This window comes from Microcoleus sp. S28C3, from assembly GCF_036700785.1.
GTDB lineage: Bacteria > Cyanobacteriota > Cyanobacteriia > Cyanobacteriales > Microcoleaceae > Microcoleus > Microcoleus asticus.
Window position 1 is genome coordinate 48,641 of record NZ_JAUBPO010000022.1, and the last position, 25,095, is coordinate 73,735.

At 46.2% G+C, this 25,095-nt stretch carries 11 protein-coding genes and 1 pseudogene; 11 read left to right on the forward strand and 1 reads right to left on the reverse strand.

The annotated features are described in order from the left end of the window. Positions 1–10 precede the first annotated feature (10 nt). From panP to QUA13_RS09175, 9 genes are all read left to right on the forward strand, one after another. The gene (gene panP / locus QUA13_RS09135) at positions 11–1,699 is read left to right on the forward strand and encodes a pyridoxal-dependent aspartate 1-decarboxylase PanP (RefSeq protein ID WP_333198053.1); all 1,689 of its coding nucleotides are present in this window, start codon (positions 11–13) and stop codon (positions 1,697–1,699) included. Next, positions 1,686–3,236 (forward strand): condensation domain-containing protein, encoded by a 1,551-nt coding sequence (locus QUA13_RS09140; RefSeq protein WP_333198054.1) that lies wholly within the window; start codon positions 1,686–1,688, stop codon positions 3,234–3,236. The genes panP and QUA13_RS09140 overlap by 14 nt, the downstream gene beginning before the upstream one ends. A gap of 64 nt (positions 3,237–3,300) precedes the next feature. Further along, complete coding sequence (locus QUA13_RS09145) at positions 3,301–4,350, forward strand: TauD/TfdA family dioxygenase (protein ID WP_333198055.1); 1,050 nt, start codon at positions 3,301–3,303, stop codon at positions 4,348–4,350. Between the two features lie 22 nt (positions 4,351–4,372). Further along, positions 4,373–8,902, forward strand: coding sequence for an amino acid adenylation domain-containing protein (locus QUA13_RS09150; protein WP_333198056.1), 4,530 nt, complete (start codon positions 4,373–4,375; stop codon positions 8,900–8,902). A 6-nt stretch (positions 8,903–8,908) separates the two neighbouring features. Continuing rightward, positions 8,909–10,327 carry a condensation domain-containing protein gene (locus QUA13_RS09155; RefSeq protein ID WP_333198057.1) on the forward strand — a complete coding sequence of 473 codons (1,419 nt, stop codon included), beginning with the start codon at positions 8,909–8,911 and terminating at the stop codon, positions 10,325–10,327. 31 nt (positions 10,328–10,358) lie between these two features. Beyond that, complete coding sequence (gene ectB / locus QUA13_RS09160) at positions 10,359–11,651, forward strand: diaminobutyrate--2-oxoglutarate transaminase (RefSeq protein WP_333198058.1); 1,293 nt, start codon at positions 10,359–10,361, stop codon at positions 11,649–11,651. Between the two features lie 47 nt (positions 11,652–11,698). After that, positions 11,699–16,822, forward strand: a complete 5,124-nt coding sequence (locus QUA13_RS09165) for an amino acid adenylation domain-containing protein (protein WP_333198059.1) — start codon at positions 11,699–11,701, stop codon at positions 16,820–16,822. A gap of 169 nt (positions 16,823–16,991) precedes the next feature. Then, entirely contained in the window at positions 16,992–21,356 is a 4,365-nt protein-coding gene (locus QUA13_RS09170; RefSeq protein WP_333198060.1) for an amino acid adenylation domain-containing protein, read from the forward strand. Between the two features lie 59 nt (positions 21,357–21,415). Further along, on the forward strand, positions 21,416–22,807 hold the full coding sequence (locus QUA13_RS09175) for an aspartate aminotransferase family protein (RefSeq protein ID WP_333198061.1): 1,392 nt from the start codon (positions 21,416–21,418) through the stop codon (positions 22,805–22,807). A gap of 86 nt (positions 22,808–22,893) precedes the next feature. Here QUA13_RS09175 and QUA13_RS09180 read toward each other — a convergent pair whose 3' ends face one another. Beyond that, complete coding sequence (locus QUA13_RS09180) at positions 22,894–23,046, reverse strand: hypothetical protein (RefSeq protein ID WP_333198063.1); 153 nt, start codon at positions 23,044–23,046, stop codon at positions 22,894–22,896. A 67-nt stretch (positions 23,047–23,113) separates the two neighbouring features. On the opposite strand from QUA13_RS09180, the gene QUA13_RS09185 reads away from it, so the two are divergent. Both QUA13_RS09185 and QUA13_RS09190 read left to right on the forward strand, forming a co-directional pair. Continuing rightward, positions 23,114–24,013 (forward strand): transposase family protein, encoded by a 900-nt coding sequence (locus QUA13_RS09185; protein WP_333198062.1) that lies wholly within the window; start codon positions 23,114–23,116, stop codon positions 24,011–24,013. 177 nt (positions 24,014–24,190) lie between these two features. Beyond that, a pseudogene (locus QUA13_RS09190) lies at positions 24,191–25,095 on the forward strand (IS5 family transposase); the annotation flags it as partial.

The following is a 25,095-nucleotide window of genomic DNA, read 5'->3' on the forward strand; positions in this document are numbered from 1 at the left end:
ATTGATTCGGATGAGTAAACTAACAGTAAAAGCCAAAGATTCTCAAGATGTAATGCAGCCCTTAAAAGCCTCTGTTACCCCACTTGAAGAAAAGTTAATGGAGCTATTCAGTGCCTCAGAAAAGTCGTTTTTGGCTGAGGAAGCAATGGAGGAGCGAATTTCTGCCCTTGTGCAAGACTTTTTGTACGCAAAAACCGCTAGTACAGATTTTGACTTAGAGTTAATTATTCAGGAGTTTAGGGAAAACAAAATTCCCGCCCTTCCTACAGATGTGGGGAATTATATCGATGATTTAGCCCAAACCCTCGTTGCCCATTCCATTCACACCTCTTCCCCCCGATATATCGGTCACATGACGAGCGCGCTTCCCTATTTTGTGCGCCCGATTGGGAAGCTTTTAACGGCGATGAATCAAAATTTAGTCAAGATGGAAACTGCCAAAGTTTTAAGCCCCTGCGAGCGCCAGACTTTGGCAATGATGCACCGATTAATTTACGATTTTTCTGAGGATTTTTATAACCAGCACATTCAAAAAAGTGATAGCACGCTCGGTATCATGGTAACGGGCGGCACCCTAGCTAATATCACAGCCCTGTGGTGCGCTCGCAACGCTTCTTTAGGGCCAAAAAATAACTTTAGTGGCATTGAAAAAGAAGGTTTGCACGCAGCTTTAGAGTTTTACGGCTACAAGGGAGCTGTTATTATCGGCTCTCGTTTGATGCACTACTCTTTTGAAAAGGCTGCCGGTTTATTAGGCATTGGCGATCGCAGTCTCCTAAAAGTCCCCACCGATGCCAATCACCGCATGGATTTGGCAGCGCTGCGCCAAACTGTAGCCGAATGCCGCGATCGCAATCTGCACATTCTGGCAATTATCGGTGTTGCAGGCAGCACCGATTCGGGAAGTATCGATCCGCTTCCAGAAATAGCGGCGATCGCGCAAGAAGCAAACGCTCACTTTCACGTCGATGCCGCTTGGGGCGGCCCCGTGCTTTTTTCCGAACGTCACCGGCACAAATTCGCAGGCATTGAACTAGCAGATTCCGTCACCATAGATGGACACAAACAAATGTATTTGCCAATGGGAATCGGTATGGTTTTATTCCGCAATCCCCAAAGCGCCAAAGTTATTGAAAAACACGCGCCCTACACGGTGCGAAAAGATTCCATCGATCTAGGCAAGCGCTCTCTCGAAGGCTCTCGACCAGGTGCGAGTTTGTTCTTGCAAGCAGCGTTGAATATCATCGGCCATCAAGGCTATGAGTTTTTGATAGATTCAGGCATCCATAAAACGCAGCACTTGGCTAATTTAATTCTGGAAAATCCAGCATTTGAATTGCTGCTAGAACCAGAAATTAATATTCTTTTATACCGCTACATTCCAGAAACATTCAGGGAACAAGCAGCCAAAAAACAACTAGCCGAAGCAGACAACCACTTCATTAATCAATTTAACGAGCACCTTCAGGAAGTCCAGCGGCGAGCCGGTCAAACCTTCGTATCGCGAACAACCGTGCAAAACACCTGTTATGGCAAAACCATTCCCATTGTTGCTTTTCGAGTCGTCCTTGCCAACCCCCTCACCACTGAAGCAGATATCAACGTTGTTTTAAACGACCAGCTAAACATAGCAGCAAAGCTTTCCTTAACTATCACAAACAGCGACCACTGCGAGGAGGTGAATCATGATGTCTACTAATCGTTCAGAACGACTGAAAAACCTCTCGCCCCAGAAGCGAGCGCTCCTCCTCAAAGCATTAGGCAAAGAGGCAGTACAGGCTGAGCAATCTAAGCGTATTCCCAGGCGATCGCAGCAAAATCCTGCTCCCCTTTCTTTTGCCCAGCAACGGCTGTGGTTTCTCGATCGATTGTCTCCCGAAAACCCTGCCTATAACCTTCCTGCTGCTGTGCGTTTGCAAGGGCAATTGAATTTGTCGGCACTGCAGCAAACACTCAATGAAATTGTCCGGCGTCACGAAGTTTTACGAACTGCTATTGCAGAAGTGGACGGGCAACCTGTTCAAGTGATTTCTCCTTCATTGGATTTCGCTTTGTCGGTGGTAAACTTGCGACATTTACCAGAAACTGAGCAGCAAGCTGAAATAAAGCAGCGTACTCTTGAAGAAGCTCAACGCCCCTTTGACTTAACGCGATCGCCCTTACTGCGGGGCACTTTGCTGCAACTTGGTTCGGCAGAATATGTGTTGCTTCTGACGATACACCACATTATTTCTGATGGTTGGTCTATGGGCGTGTTGGTGCGAGAAGTGGCCGCACTTTATGAAGCTTTTTCCACTGACAAACCCTCTCCGCTGCCTGAACTTCCCTTACAGTATGCCGACTTCGCCAGTTGGCAGCGGCAGCATTTCCAGGGAGAGAAATTAGAAAAACAGCTCGCTTATTGGAAACAGCAATTGGGAGGCACTTTAGCTGTGCTGTCAACAGATAAGCAGCGCTCTCCCGTGCAAACTTTCCGAGGGTCGCAGCAATCTTTTGTTATTTCTGCTTCTTTAACTGAAAGGCTGAAAACGCTCGCTCAGCAACAAGATGTCACCCTATTTATGACCTTGTTGGCAGCATTTCAATCCTTGCTATACTGCCAAATAAAGCAGGATAACCTTGCTATTGGCTCTCCTATTGCCAACCGCAACCTCCTCGAATTAGAGGAAATAATTGGATTTTTTGTCAATACTTTAGTCCTGCGAATTGACACGGCAGGTAATCCAACTTTCCGCGAACTACTCGGTCGAACGCGCGAGGTAGCGTTAGCAGCTTACGCTCACCCCGATGTCCCTTTTGAAAAGCTCGTCGTGGAATTGCAGACAGAGCGAAATCTCAGCTATAACCCGCTGTTTCAAGTGTGGTTTGTACTCCAGAATGCACCCATGCCACCCCTGGAGTTAGCAGGTTTGACCTTGAGCATTCTGGAATTCGATGTCGGTATGTCGAGACACGACTTAAGCCTCACTCTCTGGGAGGCTTCAGAAGGAATCCAAGGCTTATTTGATTACAAAACCGACTTATTTGAGGCTGCGACTATTGCCCGAATCGTGAGAGGTTGGGAAACTCTTCTCAACCAAGTGGTTGCCCAGCCAGATATCAGGATCGACGACTTGGCAGAAATTATTGCCGAAGCAGAAAGGCAGCACAAAATCGAGCAGGAAAAACAAATTAATCTTTCTGGACTTCAAAAATTAAAAAGGGCTAAACGCCAAGTTATGAAAAGTGTGAAGTGATGGATCTATCTTTCATGTTTTCTTGAAAAAAAAGGATAAAATTTTCACCCAATTTGCCAAAATCATGACAAATACAGAAACAAAAAATCTCAATTCCCAAAAGTTAGGAGCAGTTAGGCGAAAAGCCGTCAGCCTGTCCTCAGAGGAATTAGTCAAAACCGCCTACCTCCAGCCCGAAAACTTTCTACCTCTAGTTGTTCAGCCCACAGTAGAAAAATTAAATCTCGCGGGTTGGGCTGCGAACAATCGCTCATCAATTGAAACGCAGTTATGCAAGCACGGAGGAATACTTTTTCGAGGCTTTGAAGTCGGCGGGGTGAATGGTTTCGAGCAGTTTATTCAAAATCTTGCTGGCGACTTGTTGGAATATTCTTTTCGCTCAACTCCCCGTAGCCAAGTGAGCGGAAATATCTACACTTCCACCGAGTATCCTGCCGAGCAATTCATCCCACTGCACAATGAAATGGCTTATTCTCGAAATTGGCCGCTGAAAATCGCTTTTTTCTGCGTCAAGAAAGCTGAACAGGGAGGAGAAACCCCGATTGCTAACAGCCGCAAAGTGTTTGAAAGCTTGGATTCAAAGATTAGAGAAAAGTTTGCCCAAAAAAAGGTTATGTATGTGCGAAATTACGGCGGTGGCGTAGATTTACCCTGGCAAAATGTCTTCAATACTGATAGCAAAATTGAGGTAGAAGAGTATTGCCAAAAAGCGGGAATTGAGTTAGAATGGAAAAGTGACGATCGCTTGAGAACTCGCCAAATATGTCAAGCTGTCGCTCAGCACCCAAAAACCCACGAAATGGTGTGGTTTAATCAAGCTCACCTATTCCACATTTCCAATCTCGAACCCGTCGTTCGCAAAGAGCTTTTAACTTCTTTTAAGCAGGAAGATTTACCCCGCAATGCTTATTACGGCGATGGCTCGCCCATTGAAGATTTTATATTAGACGAAATTCGTCGCTGCTATCAGCAAGAAACAATTGTTTTCCTTTGGGAAGAAGGAGATGTCTTGCTGCTAGATAATATGCTAGCCGCGCACGGACGCACCCCATTTTCTGGTTCGCGTCGAGTTGTTGTCGGGATGGCAGAACCGTTTAGCTGTCAAGACATTTAGACCCATGAAAGGAACAGTAGATATGCAAAAGGAAACAATCGAAGGGTTTAGACTTTCTCCACAGCAACGGCACCTGTGGGAATTACAGCAAAATAAGCGCCAACAGACCTATCGCGTTCGAGGTGAAATTTTAATTACAGGAAACCTCGATCGAGAGATTCTTAAAAAGGCGCTGCAAAATGTCGTGAATCGGCACGAAATTCTGCGTACTAGCTTTCACTGCTTGCCTGGGATGACACTACCCCTGCAAGCGATCGCCAGCACAGGTGAAGTTCCTATCTCGGAATACAATCTAAGCGGTTTGTATCCTGAAGAACAAGAAGCTAAAATCGCAGCGCTTTTTCAGCAACTAAGTCTGCTTCCTTTTGATTTTGAGCGCGGCCCACTTTGGCACATCTCTTTAGTCACTCTGGCGCAAAACAAGCACCTATTGTTGGCGAACTTCTCTGCCTTAATTGCAGATAGCGTCACCCTGAAAAATTTTACCCGCGAACTCAGTCTTTCCTACTCAGCCTTTGCGTGCCGTGAAGAACAAGCCGATGAGCCAATGCAATATGCCGATATTGCTGAGTGGCAAAATGAGTTACTCGAATCAGAAGAAACGGCAATCGGCCAAGAATACTGGCGAAAGCTGAACATTGAATCTGGGGATTTATTAACGCTTCCTTGGGAAAATAAGAATTCCAAAGCAGAATTTCAGCCGCTAGTAGAAAGGGTGGAAATTCGGGGTGATTTGTTGAACAGCCTAGAAGCGATCGCCCCAAAGCACAAAAGCGATATTTCTGCCTTCCTGCTGACTTGCTGGCAAATTCTCATTTGGCGGCTTACCAGAGAGCCAAACCCGATAATCGGCGTAGCGATTGACGGCAGAAAATATGAAGAATTAGAACACTCTCTGGGGCTGCTGTGCAAATACTTACCCCTACAGTGCCCAGTGCAAGACGAGTTGACTTTCTCACAAGTGAGGCAGCAAGTTGAGCTTAATCTCAACGAGATGTACAACTGGCAAGAATATTTTAGCTGGGAAGAAAGCTTAGAAAATGAAAAAAGCAGCAGCTTTTGGCCAGTCTGCTTTGAGTTCCAAGAAGAGCCTAAGAACTATGATAATTCAGACGTTTCATTTTCCCTTGTTCGGCAAGATGCGTGCCTACAGCCATTCAAACTCAAGCTCTCCTGCCTCCGCCTGTGCAATTCCCTAAGCGCTGAATTTCACTACGATTCCGCTTTATTTGGTGCGGCAGATATAAAGCGCTTGTCAGAACACTTTCAGGCGCTCTTAGAAAGCACAGTCAAAAATCCAGAAGTCGCTATCAGTCTGGTAGACATACTGAGCGATCGCGATCGGCTGCAACTTCTCATTGACTTTAACCAAACTCAAAAAGATCATCCGAAAAATAAATGCGTTCATCAGCTTTTTGAAGAACAAGCAGAACGCAACCCAGACAGCATTGCCGTCGTGTTTGAAAGTGAACAAATCACCTACCGAGAACTCAACGATCGCGCCAATCAACTCGCCCATCACCTGCAAAACTTGGGAGTTGAACCAGAGGTAGTTGTTGGCATTTGCCTCGATCGCTCCTTAGAAACAATCGTAGGAATGCTGGGCATTCTCAAAGCAGGTGCCGCGTATTTACCCATAGACCCGGCAACCCCAGCAGATCGCAAGGCACTCATGCTAGAAGATGCCCGAGTTCAGGTGCTGATAACGCAACAGCGACTCGCTGAAAGCTTGCCGAAAACTCAGGTAAATATTGTTTGCATCGATACAGACATTCCCGCTGTTTCTGCCTCTTACACGCCTCGCGCTTCTTCTGACAATTTAGCTTACGTCATCTATACTTCCGGTTCCACTGGCACGCCCAAGGGAGTAGCGATCGAACACGGGCAACTGCTCAATTACCTACACAGTATTCAGGAAAAGTTAAACCTGCCATCAGGTGCTAGTTTCGCCACCGTTTCTACCTTCGCGGCAGACTTGGGCAATACAGCGATTTTCCCGGCACTTTGTTCGGGTGGATGCCTCCATATAGTATCCCAAGAACGCGCCACCGATCCAGAAGCGCTGGGTGAATATTTCCGCCGCCATTCTATCGATTGCCTCAAGATTGTTCCCTCGCACCTTGCTGCTCTTTTAACTTCTTCTCAAGCCGAGTCTATTTTGCCACGAAGACGGCTAATTTTAGGCGGTGAAGCTGCAAGCTGGGAATTGATTGAAGAAATTCGTAAAATCAATCCAGATTGCATTATTTTCAATCACTACGGGCCAACAGAAGCGACGGTGGGCGTACTAACCTATCAAGTGTATGGCGAGGAATTGAAAGGAATTTCCGAGACAGTTCCACTCGGCAGACCAATAGCAAATACCCAGATTTATCTACTGGATTCCCATTTGCAGCCAGTGCCAGTAGGCGTGCCCGGGGAACTGCACATCGGCGGCAGCAGTCTGGCGCGGGGCTATCTCAACCGCCCCGAATTGACGGCAGAAAAATTTATTCCGAACCCATTCGGTGCGCCTGAAGCACATCTTTATAAAACGGGTGATTTGGCTCGTTATTTGCCAGACGGAAACATCGAATTCATCGGGCGAATTGACCACCAAGTAAAAATCCGGGGCTTCCGCATTGAATTGGGAGAAATTGAGGCAGCGTTAGGGCAGCATCCAGATATCGCGCAGGCTGTAGTGGTGGCGCGGGAAGATGCGCCTGGTGAAAAGCGCCTCGTGGCTTATTTTGTTTCTAATCAGAAACAAGCACCAAACAGCAGCGAAATTCGCCGTTTTTTAGCGACAAAATTGCCTGAGTACATGGTGCCTTGGGCTTTTGTAACCCTCAAAAGTTTGCCTTTAACTCCTAATGGAAAGGTAGACCGGCGATCGCTCCCAGAACCCGACAGTGCCAGAGCGAAATTAGAAGGAACTTTCGCAGCACCTCGCACGCCTGCCGAGGAAACAATCGCCCAGATTTGGGGGCAACTGCTAGAGGTCGAAAAAGTAGGAATTTACGATAACTTTTTCGAGTTAGGCGGAGATTCGATATCCAGTATTCGCATCGTCGCCAAAATCAATCAAGCCGGCTTGCGCGTGACGCCCAAACAACTGTTTGAGTGTCCCACTGTGGCGGAGCTTGCAGCCGTTGCAGGCACAATTGAGACGGCAGAAAAACTACTGCCTATTCTCCCAATACAGCAGGAATTTTTAGAAGAAAAAATTTCCGGTAAATGCCAGAGCTTTTTATTTAAAACAGACTCGGCAATCGCTCCTGAACTATGGCAGCAAGCAGTGCAAAAATTGCTCGATCGCCACGACATTCTTCGCCTGCAATTTCTCCATACAGAATCGGGCTGGCAGCAAATGTACGGTAGTTTAGAGGAAATTCAAACAGAACCTTTCTCATACATCGATTTATCGGCGTTGCCAGTAAGCGAACGAGAAATGACTTTAGAACGAACAGCAGCCGAACTCAAAGAAAGTTTGAATCCAGTCGAGGGAATTCTCTGGCGAGTCGCTTTGTTTAACCAGGGAAACGATCGCCCCAACAGCCTGCTATTAACGATTCATCAACTGGTGGCAGATAGCGTTTCTTGGCAAATTTTGCTAGAGGAACTTTTCTCGGCGATCGCGCAGTTGAGTCAGGGGCAATCCATAGAATTACCGCCCACAACAGCAACTTTTAAACGGTGGTCAGAATTTCTGCAAGAGTACGCCAAATCGCCACAAATTCAGCAAGAGCGAGATTACTGGCTCGCTGCGCGTCAAGAAGTCTCAAAACTACTGCCTGTTGATTCTCCAAGCAACGATCGGGCAAACGCTGTATTAGTTTTGCTCGATGTTGAAGAAACTCGCACTTTACTGCAAAAAGTGCCAGCAGCTTATGGAACCCAAACGAGCGAAGTATTGCTGACTGCATTGGTGCAAACTTTTAATCAATGGACGAAAGCGGATTCCTTGCTGGTGGATTTGGAGGCTTCGGGGCGAGAAATTTTTGCCAAAGATATCGATTTGTCGCGCACGATCGGCTGCTTTGCGGCGATTTTTCCGGTGCAGCTCATTCTCAAGGGAATCTCTGGGCCTGGGGAAGCTTTAAAGGCGATTAAAGAGCAGGTGCGGGGCGTACCCAATCGAGGTGCTGGCTTTGGGGTACTGCGCTATTTGGGCGATGGCGCAGAAGTAGCGGCGCACCTGCAAGCCTTGGAGCGATCGCAGGTTAGATTTAACTACCGCGAGCAATTCGATCCAATTGTCCCTGAATCTTTTGCGTTTGAGCTAGTTGAAAGCGCGAGCAGCAGCCTGCTAGGAAATCGGCGCTATCCGATCGAAATTGACTCCGGCGTGCGAGAAAATAGGCTGCAACTAGAGTGGAGGTATAGCGAAGCAGCCTACCGGCGAACCACCATCGAAAAACTAGCTAAAGATTTTGTGGCTAATTTGCGATCGCTTGCTGCCCACTGTCAGTCTGTCGAAGCAGGAACCTACACGCCTTCTGACTTCCCAAAAGCAAATTTGAGTCAAAAAGATCTCGATCGCTTCTTAGCGAAAATCAACCAACGCAGGTAAACATTCATGAAAGTAGAAAACATTGAGGATATTTACGAACTTTCGCCGATTCAGAAAGGCATTCTCTTTCATAGCTTATTCGCTCCGGAATTGGGACTGTATTTTTTCCAAATGCCCTTTGTGTTGCGGGGAAATCTCAACGTTGAGGCTTTCTCTAGCGCTTGGGAGCAAGTAGCGAACCGGCACGCGAGTTTGCGGACAGGCTTTTTCTGGCAAGATATCAACAAACCGTTACAAGTTGTATATCAGCAAGTAACAGTTCCCTTAGAGCAATACGACTGGCGGGGGCTAAATCCTGCGGAACAGGAGGAGCAATTAAATACTTTTCTGGATAGCGATCGCGCCTTAGGGTTCGACCTTTCCCAAGAGTGTTTGATGCGCCTGACTTTGTTTCGCCTCGCTGACAACTGTTACCAATTTATTTGGAGCAGACATTTTATTGTGATGGATGGGTGGTCAATCCCCACGATCCTCGCCGAAGTGCTTCAAATTTACGAGGCGATTTGTGACGGGAAAAAGGTAGATTTAGCGCCCAGCATTCCCTACCGAGACTACATCGAATGGTTGCAAAAACAAGACGTAGCGAAAGCCCAGACGTACTGGCGGCAGGCGCTCGGAGAATTGCGATCGCCTACTTCCCTCAACAATCTAGATGCTAGCAGCGCCTTCAATTCAGAGGAAAAATACGACGAACAGAGAATCTATTTATCGCCAGAAACTACAGCAGCGCTGCAATCTTTTTCGCGGCAGCACCAGCTTACATTAAGTACGATCTTTCAGGGAGCGTGGGCAATTCTCCTTAGTTACTACAGCGGCGATCGCAAAGTCGTCTACGGATGTACGGTGGCGGGACGCCCAGTAGAATTACTACAAGACGAGCCGCTAATTGGGCTATTTGTTAACAGCTTGCCCGTATGGATCGAGGTAGCTTCTGACCAATCTCTGCTAGTTTGGCTGAGGCAGCTTCAAGAACAATTACTGGAAATGCGCCAGTACGAGTGGAGTCCGCTAGTTGATATTCAAGGGTGGAGTCAAGTGCCGCGAAGCAGGCCTTTGTTCGAGAGTATCTTGGTGTATGAAAACGCGCCTGTGGATTCACTCTTGGAAAAATGGGAAGGCCGTCTAGAAATCTCGAACTCGACGATTTTCTTCAATGCGCCGAATTTTTACAAAACTAACTATCCCCTGACTGTTGCCGTGTATCCGGATCTAAAGTTCTGCATCGGCATCAATTACGATTTCCGCCGCTTCGAGCTAGCCACAATTACTCACATTCTGGAGGATTTCGAGAGATTGATTCAGGGCATCTTGGCGCAACCAAACGCGCTCCTGAAGGACTTGCTGTTGCCGATAGATCGCGAGTATCCCATGACGTTAAGTCTGGAAAAAGAAGTAACGTTTAGTTTTGAATTGTCCGCCGCGTAACTAACAAATTAACTAGAGTGAGAAAGTTGCCATGCATCGCATCGCCCTACAAAAGCCAAGTCAGTCAGCAAATATTTTTGAAAGTCGCGAGTCTAATGTCAGAAGCTACTGCCGAAATTTTCCCGATATATTCCATCGGGCAAAAGATTCTATCATATATTCCGAAACAGGAGCGGAATATATCGATTTTTTAGCAGGCGCAGGGGCGCTGAATTACGGACACAACAATGACTATATCAAGCATAAAGTAATAGCGTATCTGGAATCGGACGCGATCGCGCACGGATTAGATATGCACACCTCAGCCAAAAAAGAATTTTTAGAAAAATTCTTTTCGTTTGTCTTAGAACCGAAAAAGCTGGATTATAAAGTTCAGTTTTGCGGCCCAACGGGAACGAATGCCGTTGAAGCAGCTTTGAAATTAGCCAGAAAAATCAAGAAAAGACCGGGCATTTTCTCATTCATGGGAGCCTATCACGGCATGACGTTAGGCAGTTTAGCTGCGACTGGCAATCTCGCAGCGAGAGCGGGGGCAGGCGTAACCTCAAATAACGTCACTTTTATGCCCTATCCCTATGGGTTCATGGAAAGTTTTAATACTATCGGTTATATCGAAGCAGTCCTAAATGATGTCAATTCTGGAATCGAAAAACCAGCGGCAATTATTTTTGAAACGGTGCAAGCTGAAGGCGGAGTAATTGTCGCGCCCGTCGAGTGGATGCAACAACTCAGAGACTTGTGCGATCGCCACGACATTTTATTAATTTGCGACGACATTCAAGTGGGTTGCGGGCGGACAGGGCCATTCTTCTCATTTGAAAGAGCTAATATCGTTCCCGATCTGGTAATCCTCTCCAAATCGATCAGCGGTTACGGCTTTCCGATGTCGCTTTTGTTAATTAAACCTGAGTTGGATATTTGGGAACCGGGCGAACATACGGGTACATTTCGGGGAAATCAACTCGCTTTCGTAGGAGCTGCCGCTGCTCTAGAGTATCGAGAAAATATCCGCCTTGAACCCGAAGTACAAGTGAAAGAGTTTTTGTTAAAAAAATTCCTCGCCGAAGAAATCGCCCCCATCAGCGAAAAAATAGAGATCCGAGGAATTGGTTTAATTTGGGGCATTGATTTGGTAAAGTTTGGCGGTGCCAGTTTTGCTAAAAAGGTCACTTCGCGGTGTTTCGAGTTGGGATTAATCGTCGAAAGAGTTGGGAGAAATGATACCGCGATCAAAATCTTGCCCCCGCTAACTATAGAATGGCCGATTTTGAAAAAAGGCTGCCTGATTCTCAAACAAGCCTTGTCCGATTGCTTGAATTCCTAATTGCCATAACTTTTTCCAATTTTTTTAATAATGTGAGGAGACGATCGATGATAGCCGTAGCCAATCAAATCAGGCCGCTTACCCCCATTTCTGATAACTTGTTGTCTCAACAAATTTATTGGTTAAACAAGCTATCCGGGGAACTGCCGGAGACAACTTTGATAGCCGATTATGTAAGACCTGTGCTAGATAGCGGTCAAGAGCGAGAGGTCGCATTTGAACTGTCGAGCCAACTGTCTGAAACGATTTTTAAGTGGGCGAAAAAATCCGATTTGTCAATTTATCTAATTCTCCTCGCTACCGCTAAAATACTGCTCCACAAATATACGAGCAATAGGGATGTTATTGTCGGCTCGCCGGTTTATAACCCAGAAAAAAGCGATCGCTTAATTAATCCAGTGGTTCCGCTGCGCTCCACTGTAACTCCTCAACTGACTTTTAAAGAGTTTCTGCTGCAACTCAAAGATACTGCGATCGCTGCATACAGCCACCAAAATTATCCGTTTGCAGAATTAGTGCGGTTGTTAAAACTTCCTGATAATCAGAGTCGCTGTCCAATTTTTGACGTAGCGGTTTTATGGGAAAACATTCACTCTGCAAGCGATCTAGCGGAACTCGGCAATGATTTAACAATTGCTTTGAAAGTCGATGGCAATCGGATTGTCGGCAAAATTGAGTACAGCGGCTTGCTTTTCAAAGATGAAACCATCAGAAGACTGACGGCACACTATGTCAATCTTTTGGAAAACGTCACCAACAACATTCACCTGAAAATTGCGGATCTTAGTTTTTTAAGCAAATCGGAAATCCGCCAGCTCTTAGAAAATTTTAACGACAATGCTAGAGAGTATCCTGTCGAGCGAACGATTCACGAGTTATTTGAAAGCCAAGTCGAAAAAACGCCCGATCGCATAGCTGTTGTTTTTGAAGAAACTCAGTTAACTTATCGCGAACTGAACGCCAAAGCGAATCAACTCGCCAGATTTTTGCAAAGTTTAGGAGTCAAAAATCGACAACTGGTCGGAATTCTGCAAAAACGGAGTCCGAATTTTCTCATCGCTATTCTCGCTATTTTAAAAGCGGGGGGAGTATACGTTCCCATTGACAGCACTTATCCTGCTGAGAGAATTCGCTATATGCTTTCTCACAGCGAAGTGCCGATTCTCTTAACAGACGCTTCATTTTTAGAGATTTTGGCAAGCCAAATCGAGTATTGCCCTCAGTTAAAATATTTGGCTTGTTTAGATGTCAAGCCGGAGGGCGCGGCGAGCTCCGCCGCCGAGGTTCAGATATGCGATCGCCGCGATTTCGATAAACTGCCTGCAGCCAATTTAGAAACTAGCAATTGCGGAACCGATCCAGCTTACGCAATTTATACCTCCGGTTCCACCGGATTGCCCAAGGCAGCTATTATCCGACACGGCGGCGCGCTCAATCACATTTACGCCCAATTTGAGGCGCTGGGATTGACTGAAGAATTTGCTTTTTTGCAAAGCGCTCCCGCTTCATCGGATATTTCGGTTTGGCAATTTTTAGCGCCTCTTTTAATTGGCGGAAAAACCGTAATTGCCGACGCGGAAACAATTTACAATCCAGAAAAATTGTTTGAAGTCATTCAAAAACAAAAATTAACCCTCGTCGAACTCGTTCCCACCGTTGTCCGAGGATTGACAGATTATCTTTCAAAATTCTCGCCGCAGCAACGAGCGTTCCCCAATTTAAAATGGATGATGGTAACGGGAGAATCCGTCTCGGTAGAGTTGGCGAATCAGTGGTTGCGCCTGTATCCCTCGATCGGCGTTGTCAATGCTTACGGCCCTACAGAAGCGGCTGACGATATTACGCAGGCAATTCTTGATAAACCTTTGCCGGAAAATCAGCGATCGCTATCCATTGGCCAACCCCTCGCCAATTTAAATCTTTACATCCTCGACTCTCAGATGAAGTTAGTGCCCGTCGGAGTGCCGGGAGAGATTTGCGTGTCGGGATTTGGCGTCGGCGAGGGCTATTGGAAAGATGAAAAGAATACTCAATTAAGCTTTGTTGAAAATCCCTTTCCAAATACAGCAAAACCGCTGCCAGGAATTGACAAAGATTTAATGTACAAAACCGGAGATTTAGGGCGGTGGCTTCCCGATGGAACGATCGAATTTCTAGGGCGCATCGATCGCCAGGTAAAAATTCGCGGTTTCCGCATCGAACTAGGAGAAATAGAGGCTGTATTGGAGCGACATCCAGCCGTGCGGGAGACGGCAGTTATCGTCAGGGAAGATAACCCCGGCAACAAGCGTCTAGTCGCCTATATCGCTGGGCACCAGGCAGAAAACAGTTTTTCAGAGTTTCAATCTTCGAGCCTGGCAGATGAGTTATGCGGCGATTTAAAACAAAAATTGCCGGAGTATATGGTGCCTTCAGCCTTCGTGCTGCTGGAGGCGCTGCCGCTTTTGCCCAACGGGAAGGTGGATCGCCGATCGCTGCCTGCACCGGAAAAAAGCGCGATCTCCGCGGTGCGATCGCCGATAGAGGAAATGGTTGCTGGCATCTGGACCGAAGTCTTAGGCATCGAGGGAATTGGCAGCGAGGATAACTTCTTTGAATTGGGAGGACATTCCCTATTAGCTACTCAGGCGATCGCGCGCCTGCGAGAAGCCTTTAAAATTGAATTGCCCCTGCGCGTCTTATTTGAATCGCCAACAGTGGCAAGTTTGAGCGATCGCATTTCCCAAATCAGCAGCAGCGAGCAAAAACTGGAAGCACCCCCCATCGATCGCGCACCGCGAGGTCCAGAATTGCCCCTTTCTTTCGCACAACAGCGGCTCTGGTTCCTCGATCGGTTGCAACCGGGCGATCCGGCTTACAATATCCCCGCAGCCGTGCGCTTGAAAGGTGCGATCGACGTGACAGCATTAGAGCGCAGTTTCCAAGCAGTTATCAATCGCCACGAAGCCTTGCGGACAACTTTTGGCGCGGTGGAAGGGCGGCCCATTCAATTGATAATTCCCGAACCTACTTTCGCGCTCTCACTTGTAGATTTGCAACACTTTCCTCAATCTCAGCGAGAAGCAGAAGCCATGCGGCTCGCCGCCGAGGAAGCGCGGCAACCTTTTGACCTAGCAAACTGGCCATTAATGCGAGTCACTTTGCTACAGTTAGGCGACACAGAATTTATCTTATTGCTAACCATCCATCACATCGTTGCAGATGGCTGGTCTCTCGGGGTACTCGTGCGGGAAATGGCAACGCTCTACGAAGCTTTTTGCACTGGCAAACCCTCCCCACTTCCCGAACTTTCAATCCAATACGCCGATTATGCCGTGTGGCAGCGAAACTGGCTCTCTGGGGAAGTTTTAGAAGAAAAACTTTCCTATTGGAAGCAACATTTAGGCAATCCCTTACCAGTGCTGCAACTGCCTGCCAAACAACCGCGCGCCGCTGTTTCTACCTATCGCGCTGCCCTTCAACCTTTCCAGCTTTCCCCAAACCTTTCCGCAGCGCTCAGCAAGCTGAGCCGCCAACAAAATGTCACCCTATTTATGACGTTGCTAGCTGCTCTTGAAACGCTGCTATATCGATCGACAAATCAGGATGACATGGTGGTTGGCACCGACCTCGCCAACCGCACCCAATTGGAAACAGAAGCTCTGATTGGTTTCTTTGTCAATATCTTGCTTTTGCGCGGCGATCTCAGCGGCAATCCTACTTTCATTGAATTGCTCGATCGCGTGCGCGAAGTCACCTTAAAAGCCTACGCTCACCAGGATTTACCATTCGACAAATTGGTGGAGGAATTGCGGCCCGATCGCAGCCTGAATCAAACACCGCTCTTTCAAGTCTTATTCGTCATGCAAAATATGCCCATGCCTGCTTTAGAGCTAGGCGGGTTAACTTTGACTCCCTTAGAACTTGACAGCGGAATTGCGAAATTTGATTTAGTTCTCTTCGTGGGAGAAACCGAGCAAGGAATTGCAGGCGCTTGGAAGTACAACGCTGACCTTTTCGAGGCCGCAGCCATCGAGCAAATGTCCAGCCGTTTTGAAACCTTACTCAACAGCATTGTGGCGCAGCCTGAGACTCGGTTAAATAACTTAGAAATTCTCACGGAAGTGGAAAAAGAACAACAAGCAATGCAAAAAGTCAAGCGCGAAAAGCTGAATTTTAGCAAGTTTAAGAGTGTTAAACCGAAAGTAGTCACTCTGCCAGACGGCGAGTTGATCAAAACCGAATTTCTCCAGCCTGGAGAACTATTCCCGCTAGTCATTAAACCCGCTGCCAGCGATGTCGATCTCATTGATTGGGCGAAAAACAACCGAACTTTGATCGAGACCAAATTGCAGCAACACGGTGCAATTTTGTTTCGAGGCTTCATCGAGCCCTTAGTTTCTACTTTCGAGCAGTTTGCCTTGGGGATTTGTCCGCAACTGTTCGGCGAGTACGGAGATTTGCCGCGCGAAGGAATCGGCGGAAAAGTTTACGGTTCGACCCCTTATCCCGCCGAGCAAACCATCTTTTTTCACAACGAAAGTTCGCACCTGCACCGCTGGCCAATGAAAATCTGGTTTTTCTGCGTTCAACCCGCGCAGTCAGGCGGCGAAACCCCGATCGTTGATTGCCGGAAAGTTTACCAGTTGCTCGACCCCAAACTCCGAGAAAAATTTGCCCAAAAGCAACTGATGTACGTCCGCAATTACACCGACGGACTCGATGTAAGCTGGCAAGAATTTTTCAAAACGGCTCATAAAACTGAGGTGGAACAATATTGCGGTCAAGCGGGGATAGAATTTGAGTGGAAAGACGGAAATAACCTCAGAACTCGCAAGCTGCGTCCGGCGATCGCCAAGCACCCCAAAACTGGAGAGATGGTATTTTTTAACCAACTTCCTTTGCACCACATTTCCTGCTTAGATCCGGCCGTCCGCAACTCCTTATTATCTGTCTTTGGAGAAGGAAACCTGCCTCGCAATGTTTATTACGGCGACGGCACTCCTATTGAAGACTCGGTAATGGCAGAAATTCAGGCCGTCTATCAGCAGGCAACAGTTAGTTTCCCTTGGGAATCAGGCGACATATTAATGTTAGATAATATGTTGGCTGCTCACAGCCGCAATCCATTTGTCGGGTCGCGAAAAATTGTGGTGGCGATGGGCGAAATGATCGGTGAAGCAGAGATTTAAAAGCTGACTTCTATCCCGCCAAATTCGGCTTTATCCGACTCTGCTAGGAATTGATAATTGCCAGGAGTCGCCACTTCAAAGCCTTTACCATAGTCTGTTTTAACGGACTCGATCTATTAGCCAGGGAGTTAATTCCCTGGCGCTCCTAAAACATAAATCAATATAACCAATGCAAACAATTAATGGATTTCGGCTTTCTCCTCAACAAAAATATATGTGGCTGTTGCAACAAGATAGTCCCGCTTATCGCGCTCAATGTGCGATTTCGATCCAGGGCAATCTCCAACCAAATGCCTTAAAAGAAGCGCTGCAAAAAGTCAGCGATCGCCACGAAATTCTGCGGACGAGCTTTCAGCGACGTTCTGGGATTAAATTTCCGATTCAAGTGATAAACGATCGCAGCTTAGTTTCCTGGCAGAGTGTTAATCTTGAATGCTTGACACCGCCAGAACAAGCGGCTAAACTCCTTGAAAATTTTCAAAACGAAAAGCGCTCAGCTTTCAACTTTGAACAAAATCCAATTTGGCGCTTATCCTTAATTTCTCTATCAGCAAACAGGCACATTTTGGTTGTCAGCCTGCCTTCCCTGTGCGCCGATTCCCGCACCCTCGAAAATCTAATTCGAGAAATTAGCCAGTGTTATGCAGCTTGCTTGCAAGGTGAGGAATTCGCCGACGAAGTGGTGCAATATGTCCAATATTCGGAATGGCAGAATGAATTGATTGAGGATGAAGAGGCGGCAGAGGGCAAAAAATATTGGACTGAGCGGGATTACTCGGCGCTAGCCAGTTTCAAATTGCCTTTTGAAAATAAAACAATCGGCGTTTCTGATGCCTTTGAACCCAAGTGTTTTGAGGTTAAAATAGAACCGAGCTTACTAGAAGAAATAGAAGCGATCGCCCGCCGCTACGATACATCAATCTCTGTTTTCTTTCTTGCTTGCTGGAAAACGTTGCTCTGGCGGTTGGCGGGAAAGGCAGAAATCATTGTTGGCACCGCCTTCGACAATCGCAAATATGAAGAATTAGAGCCAGCACTCGGTCTATTTGCCAAGTTTTTACCGCTTCGCAGCCAACTGCAAGAAAATTTTACCTTTCAGGAAGTTTGGCAGGAAATTCAGCAATCCGAAAGCGAGGCTTATAAATGGCAGGAATATTTCAACCGGGAAGATATAAACGGACCGGCTGGATTGCCATTTTGCTTTGAGTTCGAGGAACAAGTAGAAAAGTATGCGGTGGCTGGCGTAGATTTTTCGATTTACCAGCAATATGTCTGCGGCGATCGCTTCAAAGTTAAACTCTCCTGCGTGCGCCGAGAGGATGCTCTCATCGCTGAGTTTCACTACGATCCGGCATTGATAGGGGAACAAGCGATCGAATGTTTAGCAGAGCAATTCTACACCTTAATAAAAAGTGCAGCTAATCACCCAGAAACCGCTCTCGGCGAGTTGGAAATTCTGAGCGGCCGCGCCCGCCACCAAGTCTTAGTTGAGTTCAACCAAAAACAGAAAGATTACCCAAAAGACAAGTGCATTCACCAGCTATTTGAGCAACAAGTGGAGCGCGTACCAGATCGCCTTGCGGTTATCTGTGAAAATCAGCAACTCACTTACCGGGAACTCAACGACCGCGCCAACAAAATCGCTCATTACCTACAACAATTAGGAGTTAAATCCGAAGGATTAGTGGGAATTTGTGCTGAGCGATCGGTGGATGCGATCGCCGGAATGCTCGGCATTCTCAAAGCAGGCGGCGCGTACTTGCCACTCGATCCGGCCATGCCAAAAGAGCGCCTCGCCTTGATGTTGCAGGATGCCGAATTGGCAGTGATATTAACGCAACAACAGCTAATCGAAAACTTGCCAAAAACTCAGGCAAAAATCGTTTGCTTAGACGCAGAAATTCCCTCTGTCTCCCCCTCTCCCTCTCCTCCTGTCTCTCCTGAAAATTTAGCTTATGTCATTTATACTTCCGGTTCCACTGGCACGCCAAAGGGAGTGGCAATTGAACACCGATCGCTCGTCAATTACCTCTACAGCATTCAGGAACAGCTAAGCCTGCCATCAGGTGCCAGTTTCGCAACAGTTTCTACCTTGGCAGCAGACTTAGGAAATACAGTAATTTTTCCAGCTTTATGTACGGGAGGAAGCCTTCACATAATTTCCCAGGAACGCGCCACCGATCCAGAGGCGATCGCTGCTTACTTTCAGCAGCATTCCATTGACTGTCTCAAAATCGTTCCCTCCCATCTAAAAGCTTTATTAACTGCTTCCGCTCCGGCGCAGGTTTTGCCTAAAAAGCGATTAATCCTTGGCGGCGAAGCCTTAAGTTGGAATTTGCTCGAAACTATTCAGAAATACGCCCCCGACTGTTCAGTTTTCAACCACTACGGGCCAACAGAAGCAACCGTAGGCGTGCTGGCTTATTCCATCAAAAACCGAGACAATTGCATTTCTGAGACAGTTCCTCTCGGTCGCCCTATCAATAACGCGCAGATTTATTTACTCGATTCGCACTTGCAGCCAGTTGCCATTGGCGTGTCCGGCGAGTTATACATCGGCGGTGCTTCTTTAGCTCGCGGCTATCTAAACCAACCCCAATTAACCGCAGAAAGATTCATCATCAACCCTTTGATAAATGCCGAAGGCATTCTTTCTTCTGATTCCTTAGCTATACCTTCAAATCGCCTTTATAAAACAGGAGATTTGGCTCGGTATTTGCCGGACGGAAATATTGAGTTTTTAGGGCGGATCGACAGCCAAGTTAAACTGCGAGGGTTCCGCATTGAATTGGGGGAAATAGAAGCAGCGCTATCTCAACATTCCGCTGTGCGCGAAGCAGTAGTTTTGCTACTGGAAAATGAACTGGGGAATCACCGCTTAGTGGCCTATGTTGTACCCGCGAGGGAATCAGCGATCGCTATTAACGAGCTGCGGTCATTTTTAAAAGAAAAACTGCCCGACTACATGGTTCCTTCTGCTTTGGTCGTACTGAAAGCATTGCCCCTCACTGCTAATGGAAAAATAGACCGGCGGGCGCTGCCAGCACCGGAGGTGGCGAGAGCCGATTTAGCAGATACTTTTGTCGCTCCTAGCACTCCCATTGAGAAAATGCTGGCTCAGATTTGGGGTGAGCTGCTAGGGCTGGAAAAAGTGGGAATTCATGACAATTTTTTTGATTTGGGGGGACATTCATTACTGATTACTCGGTTGCTAGCAAAGGTAAGAGATTCTTTCCAAAAGGAATTAGCCTTGCGCCGTTTCTTTGAAGCGCCTACCATCGCTGCTTTAGCAAAGAATATTGAGGTGAAGCATGGGGCAGATACTGCGGGCGATCGCACTGCAATTTTCGATATTAACGCTGAAGTTGTTTTAGATCCGGCAATTCGCCCAGAAACTCCATTGAGCGAGCCAAAAAGTGAACCCGCTTGCATTCTCTTAACAGGGGCGACGGGCTTTTTGGGAGCGTTTTTACTCCGCGACCTCTTGCAACAAACTCAAGCAGAAATTTATTGCCTAGTCCGTTCAGCCGATTTAGAATCAGCTAAAAAGCGGATTCAAAGCAGCCTCGAATCCTATTTAATTTGGGATGAAAGCAGCAGTGATCGCATTATCCCAATTGCTGGAGATTTGTCTCAACCACTTTTGGGGCTTTCCGAGGAGCAGTTCCGAGTTTTAGCCAGTAAAATTGATGTCATTTACCACAATGGCGCGTTTGTCAAGTTTACTTATCCCTACTCGGTTCTCAAACCCGCTAACGTTTTGGGGACGCAGGAAGTTCTGAGATTGGCGAGTCAAAGTAAGCTAAAACCAGTCCATTTAATTTCTACGATTTCCGTTTTCTCGGCAACGGGAGAATCTGGGATTAAGCTGGTGCGAGAGGAAGATGAACTCACTCCGGGAGAGGGTCTAAAAGGCGCTTACACTCAGACTAAGTGGGTGGCAGAAAAGTTAGTAGAGGTCGCGCGCGGTCGCGGGATTCCTGTTAGCATTTACAGGCCAGGTCGCATTTCTGGGGACAGCCAAACAGGGGCCTGCAATCCCAGCGATTTACTGTACAGGTTAATCGCTGGTTGCGTGCAACTTGGATGTGCGCCCGATGACGATAAGCTGATGAATGTAGCGCCTGTTGACTATGTGAGCCGAGCGATAGTTCATCTTTCGAGGCAAAAAGAATTGCTTGGAAAGACTTTTCATTTAGTCAACCCTCAGTCTTTTCAGATGAGTGAATTGCTTGGCTGGATTTGCTCAATGGGTTATCCAATCAAACAAGTTTCTTCTGAGACTTGGCAAGCAGAAATAATCAATCGCGCTGGATATTCTCCAGAAAATGCGTTGTATCCGCTTGTCGGTCTTTTCTCCGAAAAAGTTTCGGAAGCAGAAATGGCTAAATCTGCCACGCTCCAATTCGATTGCCAGAAGGCGTTGAAGGGACTTTCTGGAACGGACATTATCTGCCCGCAAGCGGATGCGAGTTTGTTTCGGACTTATTTTTCCTATTTCGTCGATTGTGGCTTGATAGGTAGCCGCAATTAAAAACTGTAAGGGCGCAAAGCATTGCGCCCCTACCTGACTCAAACTCTGGAGAATTCAAAATGAACGAACAATTGCAGCAAAGACACATGAAAGCGCTGATAGAGCGCTACACCGAGCGCACAAAGACCTCTAAGAATTTCGCGCAAAAATACCGTCCGGTTCTCGCTGATAATCGGGCTTCAAATGGGTTTCGCTTTCCCGTCAAGGAGATGTTTTATCCCATTGTCGCCGAGCGATCGCTCGGCTCTAAAATGTGGGATGTTGATGGCAACGAATACATCGATATCACAATGGGATTGGGCATCAATCTTTTAGGTCATAATCCGCCCTTTATTAAAGAAGCCCTATTAGAGCAACTCGATCGCGGCGTACAAATTGGCCCACAAGCAGAACTTGCCGGAGAAGTTGCGGAATTAATCTGCGAACTGACGGGGATGGAGCGCGTCGCTTTTTCTAATACCGGCACAGAAGCGGTAATGGCAGCCCTACGATTAGCTAGAGCGGCAACTAAACGCAATAAAATTGCTTTGTTTTCTGGTTCTTATCACGGTCATTTCGATCAAATTCTCGCTGTAGTAAAAAAGATAAATGGCGATTTACGCACCATTCCAAAAGCGCCAGGAATTCCCGCTAATTTTATTGAAGATGTTTTACTTTTGGATTACGGAAACCCTCATTCCCTGGAAATTATCAAAGCTCATCAGCACGAATTAGCGGCGGTTCTCGTGGAGCCGGTGCAAAGCCGCCGTCTCGATTTGCAACCTAAAGAATTTCTCCACCAACTCAGACAATTAACAAAAGAATCAGAAATTGCGCTGATTTTTGATGAAATGGTCACCGGTTTTCGAATTCATCAAGGCGGGGCGCAGGCGTGGTTTGGCATTGAGGCAGATATTGCAACTTACGGTAAAATTGTCGGGGGCGGTATGCCCATTGGAATTATCGCTGGAAAAGCTGCTTATATGGATAAAATTGACGGCGGTTTGTGGAACTACGGCGATGATTCCTACCCCCAGGTAAAAACAACAATTTTTGCCGGCACTTTTTGCAAGCACCCACTTGCTCTGGCCGCTGCGCGTTCCGTGCTGCGCTATCTTAAAAGTCAAGGCCCAACCCTTCAGCAGCAGTTGAATCAGCGAACTTCGCAGCTAGTTCAAACCCTGAATGCTTATTTCAAAGAAAATGAAGTCTCTGTCTGGCTTGTAAATTTCGGATCGCAATTTCGCGCTGCTGCATCCGTTGAGATAGATCCGCTACTTTTTCACTTACTCGAAAAGCGTATTTTCATATCCGAAGGTCGTAGCTGCTTTCTCTCCACCGCTCACACTAATGAAGAGATCGATCGCATCATTCAGGCGGTTAAAGAGAGCATTCAAGAAATGCGCGAAGGAGGCTTTTTCCCGGTTTCTTCTCATCCCCAAGTAGAAGTTGTTTCAATCGCCAGCAAGTAAAACCCGCTAGTAAATTATTAAATAGGGCTTGCTGAATAAAGAGAAAAACTAGATGTTTTATGGGTTTGTCAGCGCGGCTGGGGTAGTCAAAAGCAAGCATTGCTGGTAAGATGGCTCAAAACCCGTGCATCACCACCTGCGATCGTGTACCGAAAAGTTGAGCAAGCCCCAAGCCCAGCAGCAGACTTTGAACTCCCCAACGGATGCGCGTTGGCAGCAGATAATCGTTGGGTCATCATGAGACATCTCCAAAATAGTAACATTTTGTGGTACAAGAAGAGCGTAAAGCTTTTTTGAGACAGAAACATGAGCGACATCCTGAATCATATTGAAGAGAATCATAAAGAAACACAGCGATTAATTGGCCTGGAATATGAACAGTTACAACAATTGCTCCAAAATGCCGAACGATTACATCATGAAAAACAAGCTTTACTAGAATCAAAAAAAGTGAGAATTATTACGGGTGGAGGAGGTCGAAAACCCAAACTATCTATTCCCGAACAAATAATTTTAACCTTGATTTATCTTAGGCATATGACAACATTTCAACTTCTGGGCATTCAGTTTGGAGTAAGTGAGTCTACAGCTAATGATACATTTAACTATTGGTTTGCGCTCTTGCGAGAATTGCTACCATCTAGCTTGCTGGAACAAGTAAAAAAAAACGCTGCTGACCATGCAAGAGTTAAGGAAATACTCACAGAATATGAATTAATAGTAGATACCTACGAACAAGTCAGAGAAAGACCTGGAACTCGTGATGAACAAGAAAAATACTTTTCAGGCAAGAAGAGTAATCATACATTTAAAAGTCAAATAATTATCATGCCAGATGGTAGAGATATAGTTGATGTTGTGGCAGGGGAACCTGGACCTAAAAGCGATATAACCTTATTCCGAGAATATCGCTCCGAGTTTGAGCCTCAACTCATATTTAAGGGAGATAAAGCTTACGTTGGAGAAGATTTAATAACAACTCCCATTAAAAAACCTAGGAAACGAGAATTAACAACAGAACAAAAAGAACAAAATAAAGCGTTTTCTGCTCGCCGAATTTTTGTGGAACATCGAATTAGATCGGTCAAGATCTTTCGAGTTGCCCAAGAAAGATTTAGATTAAATCCCCAAAAATATGAGCAAGTAATTTTAACGATTTGTGGAATAGTAAGGTTGCGAATAGGAGCGCTAATATTACCATTATAAAAAGCGAGGAAATCGTCAGATTAAAATTAACACAGGTCGCTCAATATTTCGAGATAATTATCAACAATAAGTATCTTAAAGTCTTGTTTTATCGTGTACACTAGCTAATTTAGGATGATTACATTTACGTCAAGGAGCTTAACTACACAGAGGCTTTGATTGTTTTCGGAGATGTCTATGGCAAAAATAATTCCGTGGTCAGAATTTGAAGCATATTCTGCTCAAAACTTCGTGACAGAAAAGGGACCCCCGGCTAAATCATTTCGGCTGGCGTTGGGGGCATTAATTATTAAGGAAAAATTGGGAATTAGCGATCGAGAGACGGTGGAACAAATCCGAGAAAACCTTTACCTGCAATACTTTATCGGTCAATCATCCTACAGCAATGAAGCGCCCTTCGACCCATCGTTATTGGTTCATTTTCGACAAAGAATAAGTGTCGATATAGTTAACAAAATCAATCAAAAAATGGTGAAGAGAATACGCGAAACCGCTGACTCGGAATCAGAAAAAAAAAGTTAGAAGCAGAAAGCAATTTGCCGAAAAATCGCGGGAAATTAATCCTTGATGCGACTTGCGCTCCAGCCGATATTAGTTATCCGACGGACTTAGGACTATTAAACGCAGCCCTAAAACACACCGAAAAAATTATAGATTCTCTCTATAAGCCTCTGAAAAGTCAAGTCAAGAAAAAACCTCGAACTTACCGTATCAAGGCGAGGAAAGATTACTTAAAAGCTGCTAAGCAACGACGACCTTCTCGAAACCAAAAAACAAAAGCAATTAAAAAGCAACTCCAGTACATCAAAAGAAACTTATCTCACATTGAACAGCTCAAGGAGTTAGGTGCTGACCTAGGGAGTCTGAATAAAAGGCAATATAAGATGTTGCTAGTCGTGACTGAAGTCTATCGCCAACAACACTGGCTAGCTGAACATAAAGAACAGAATATTTCAGACAGAATTGTCAGTTTAAGCCAACCACCTCTCCGTCCCCTTGTGAGAGGAAAAGCAGGAAAACCAGTAGAGTTTGGAGCCAAACTCTCGGCGAGTTACTTTGAGGGATACGTATTTTTAGATCGG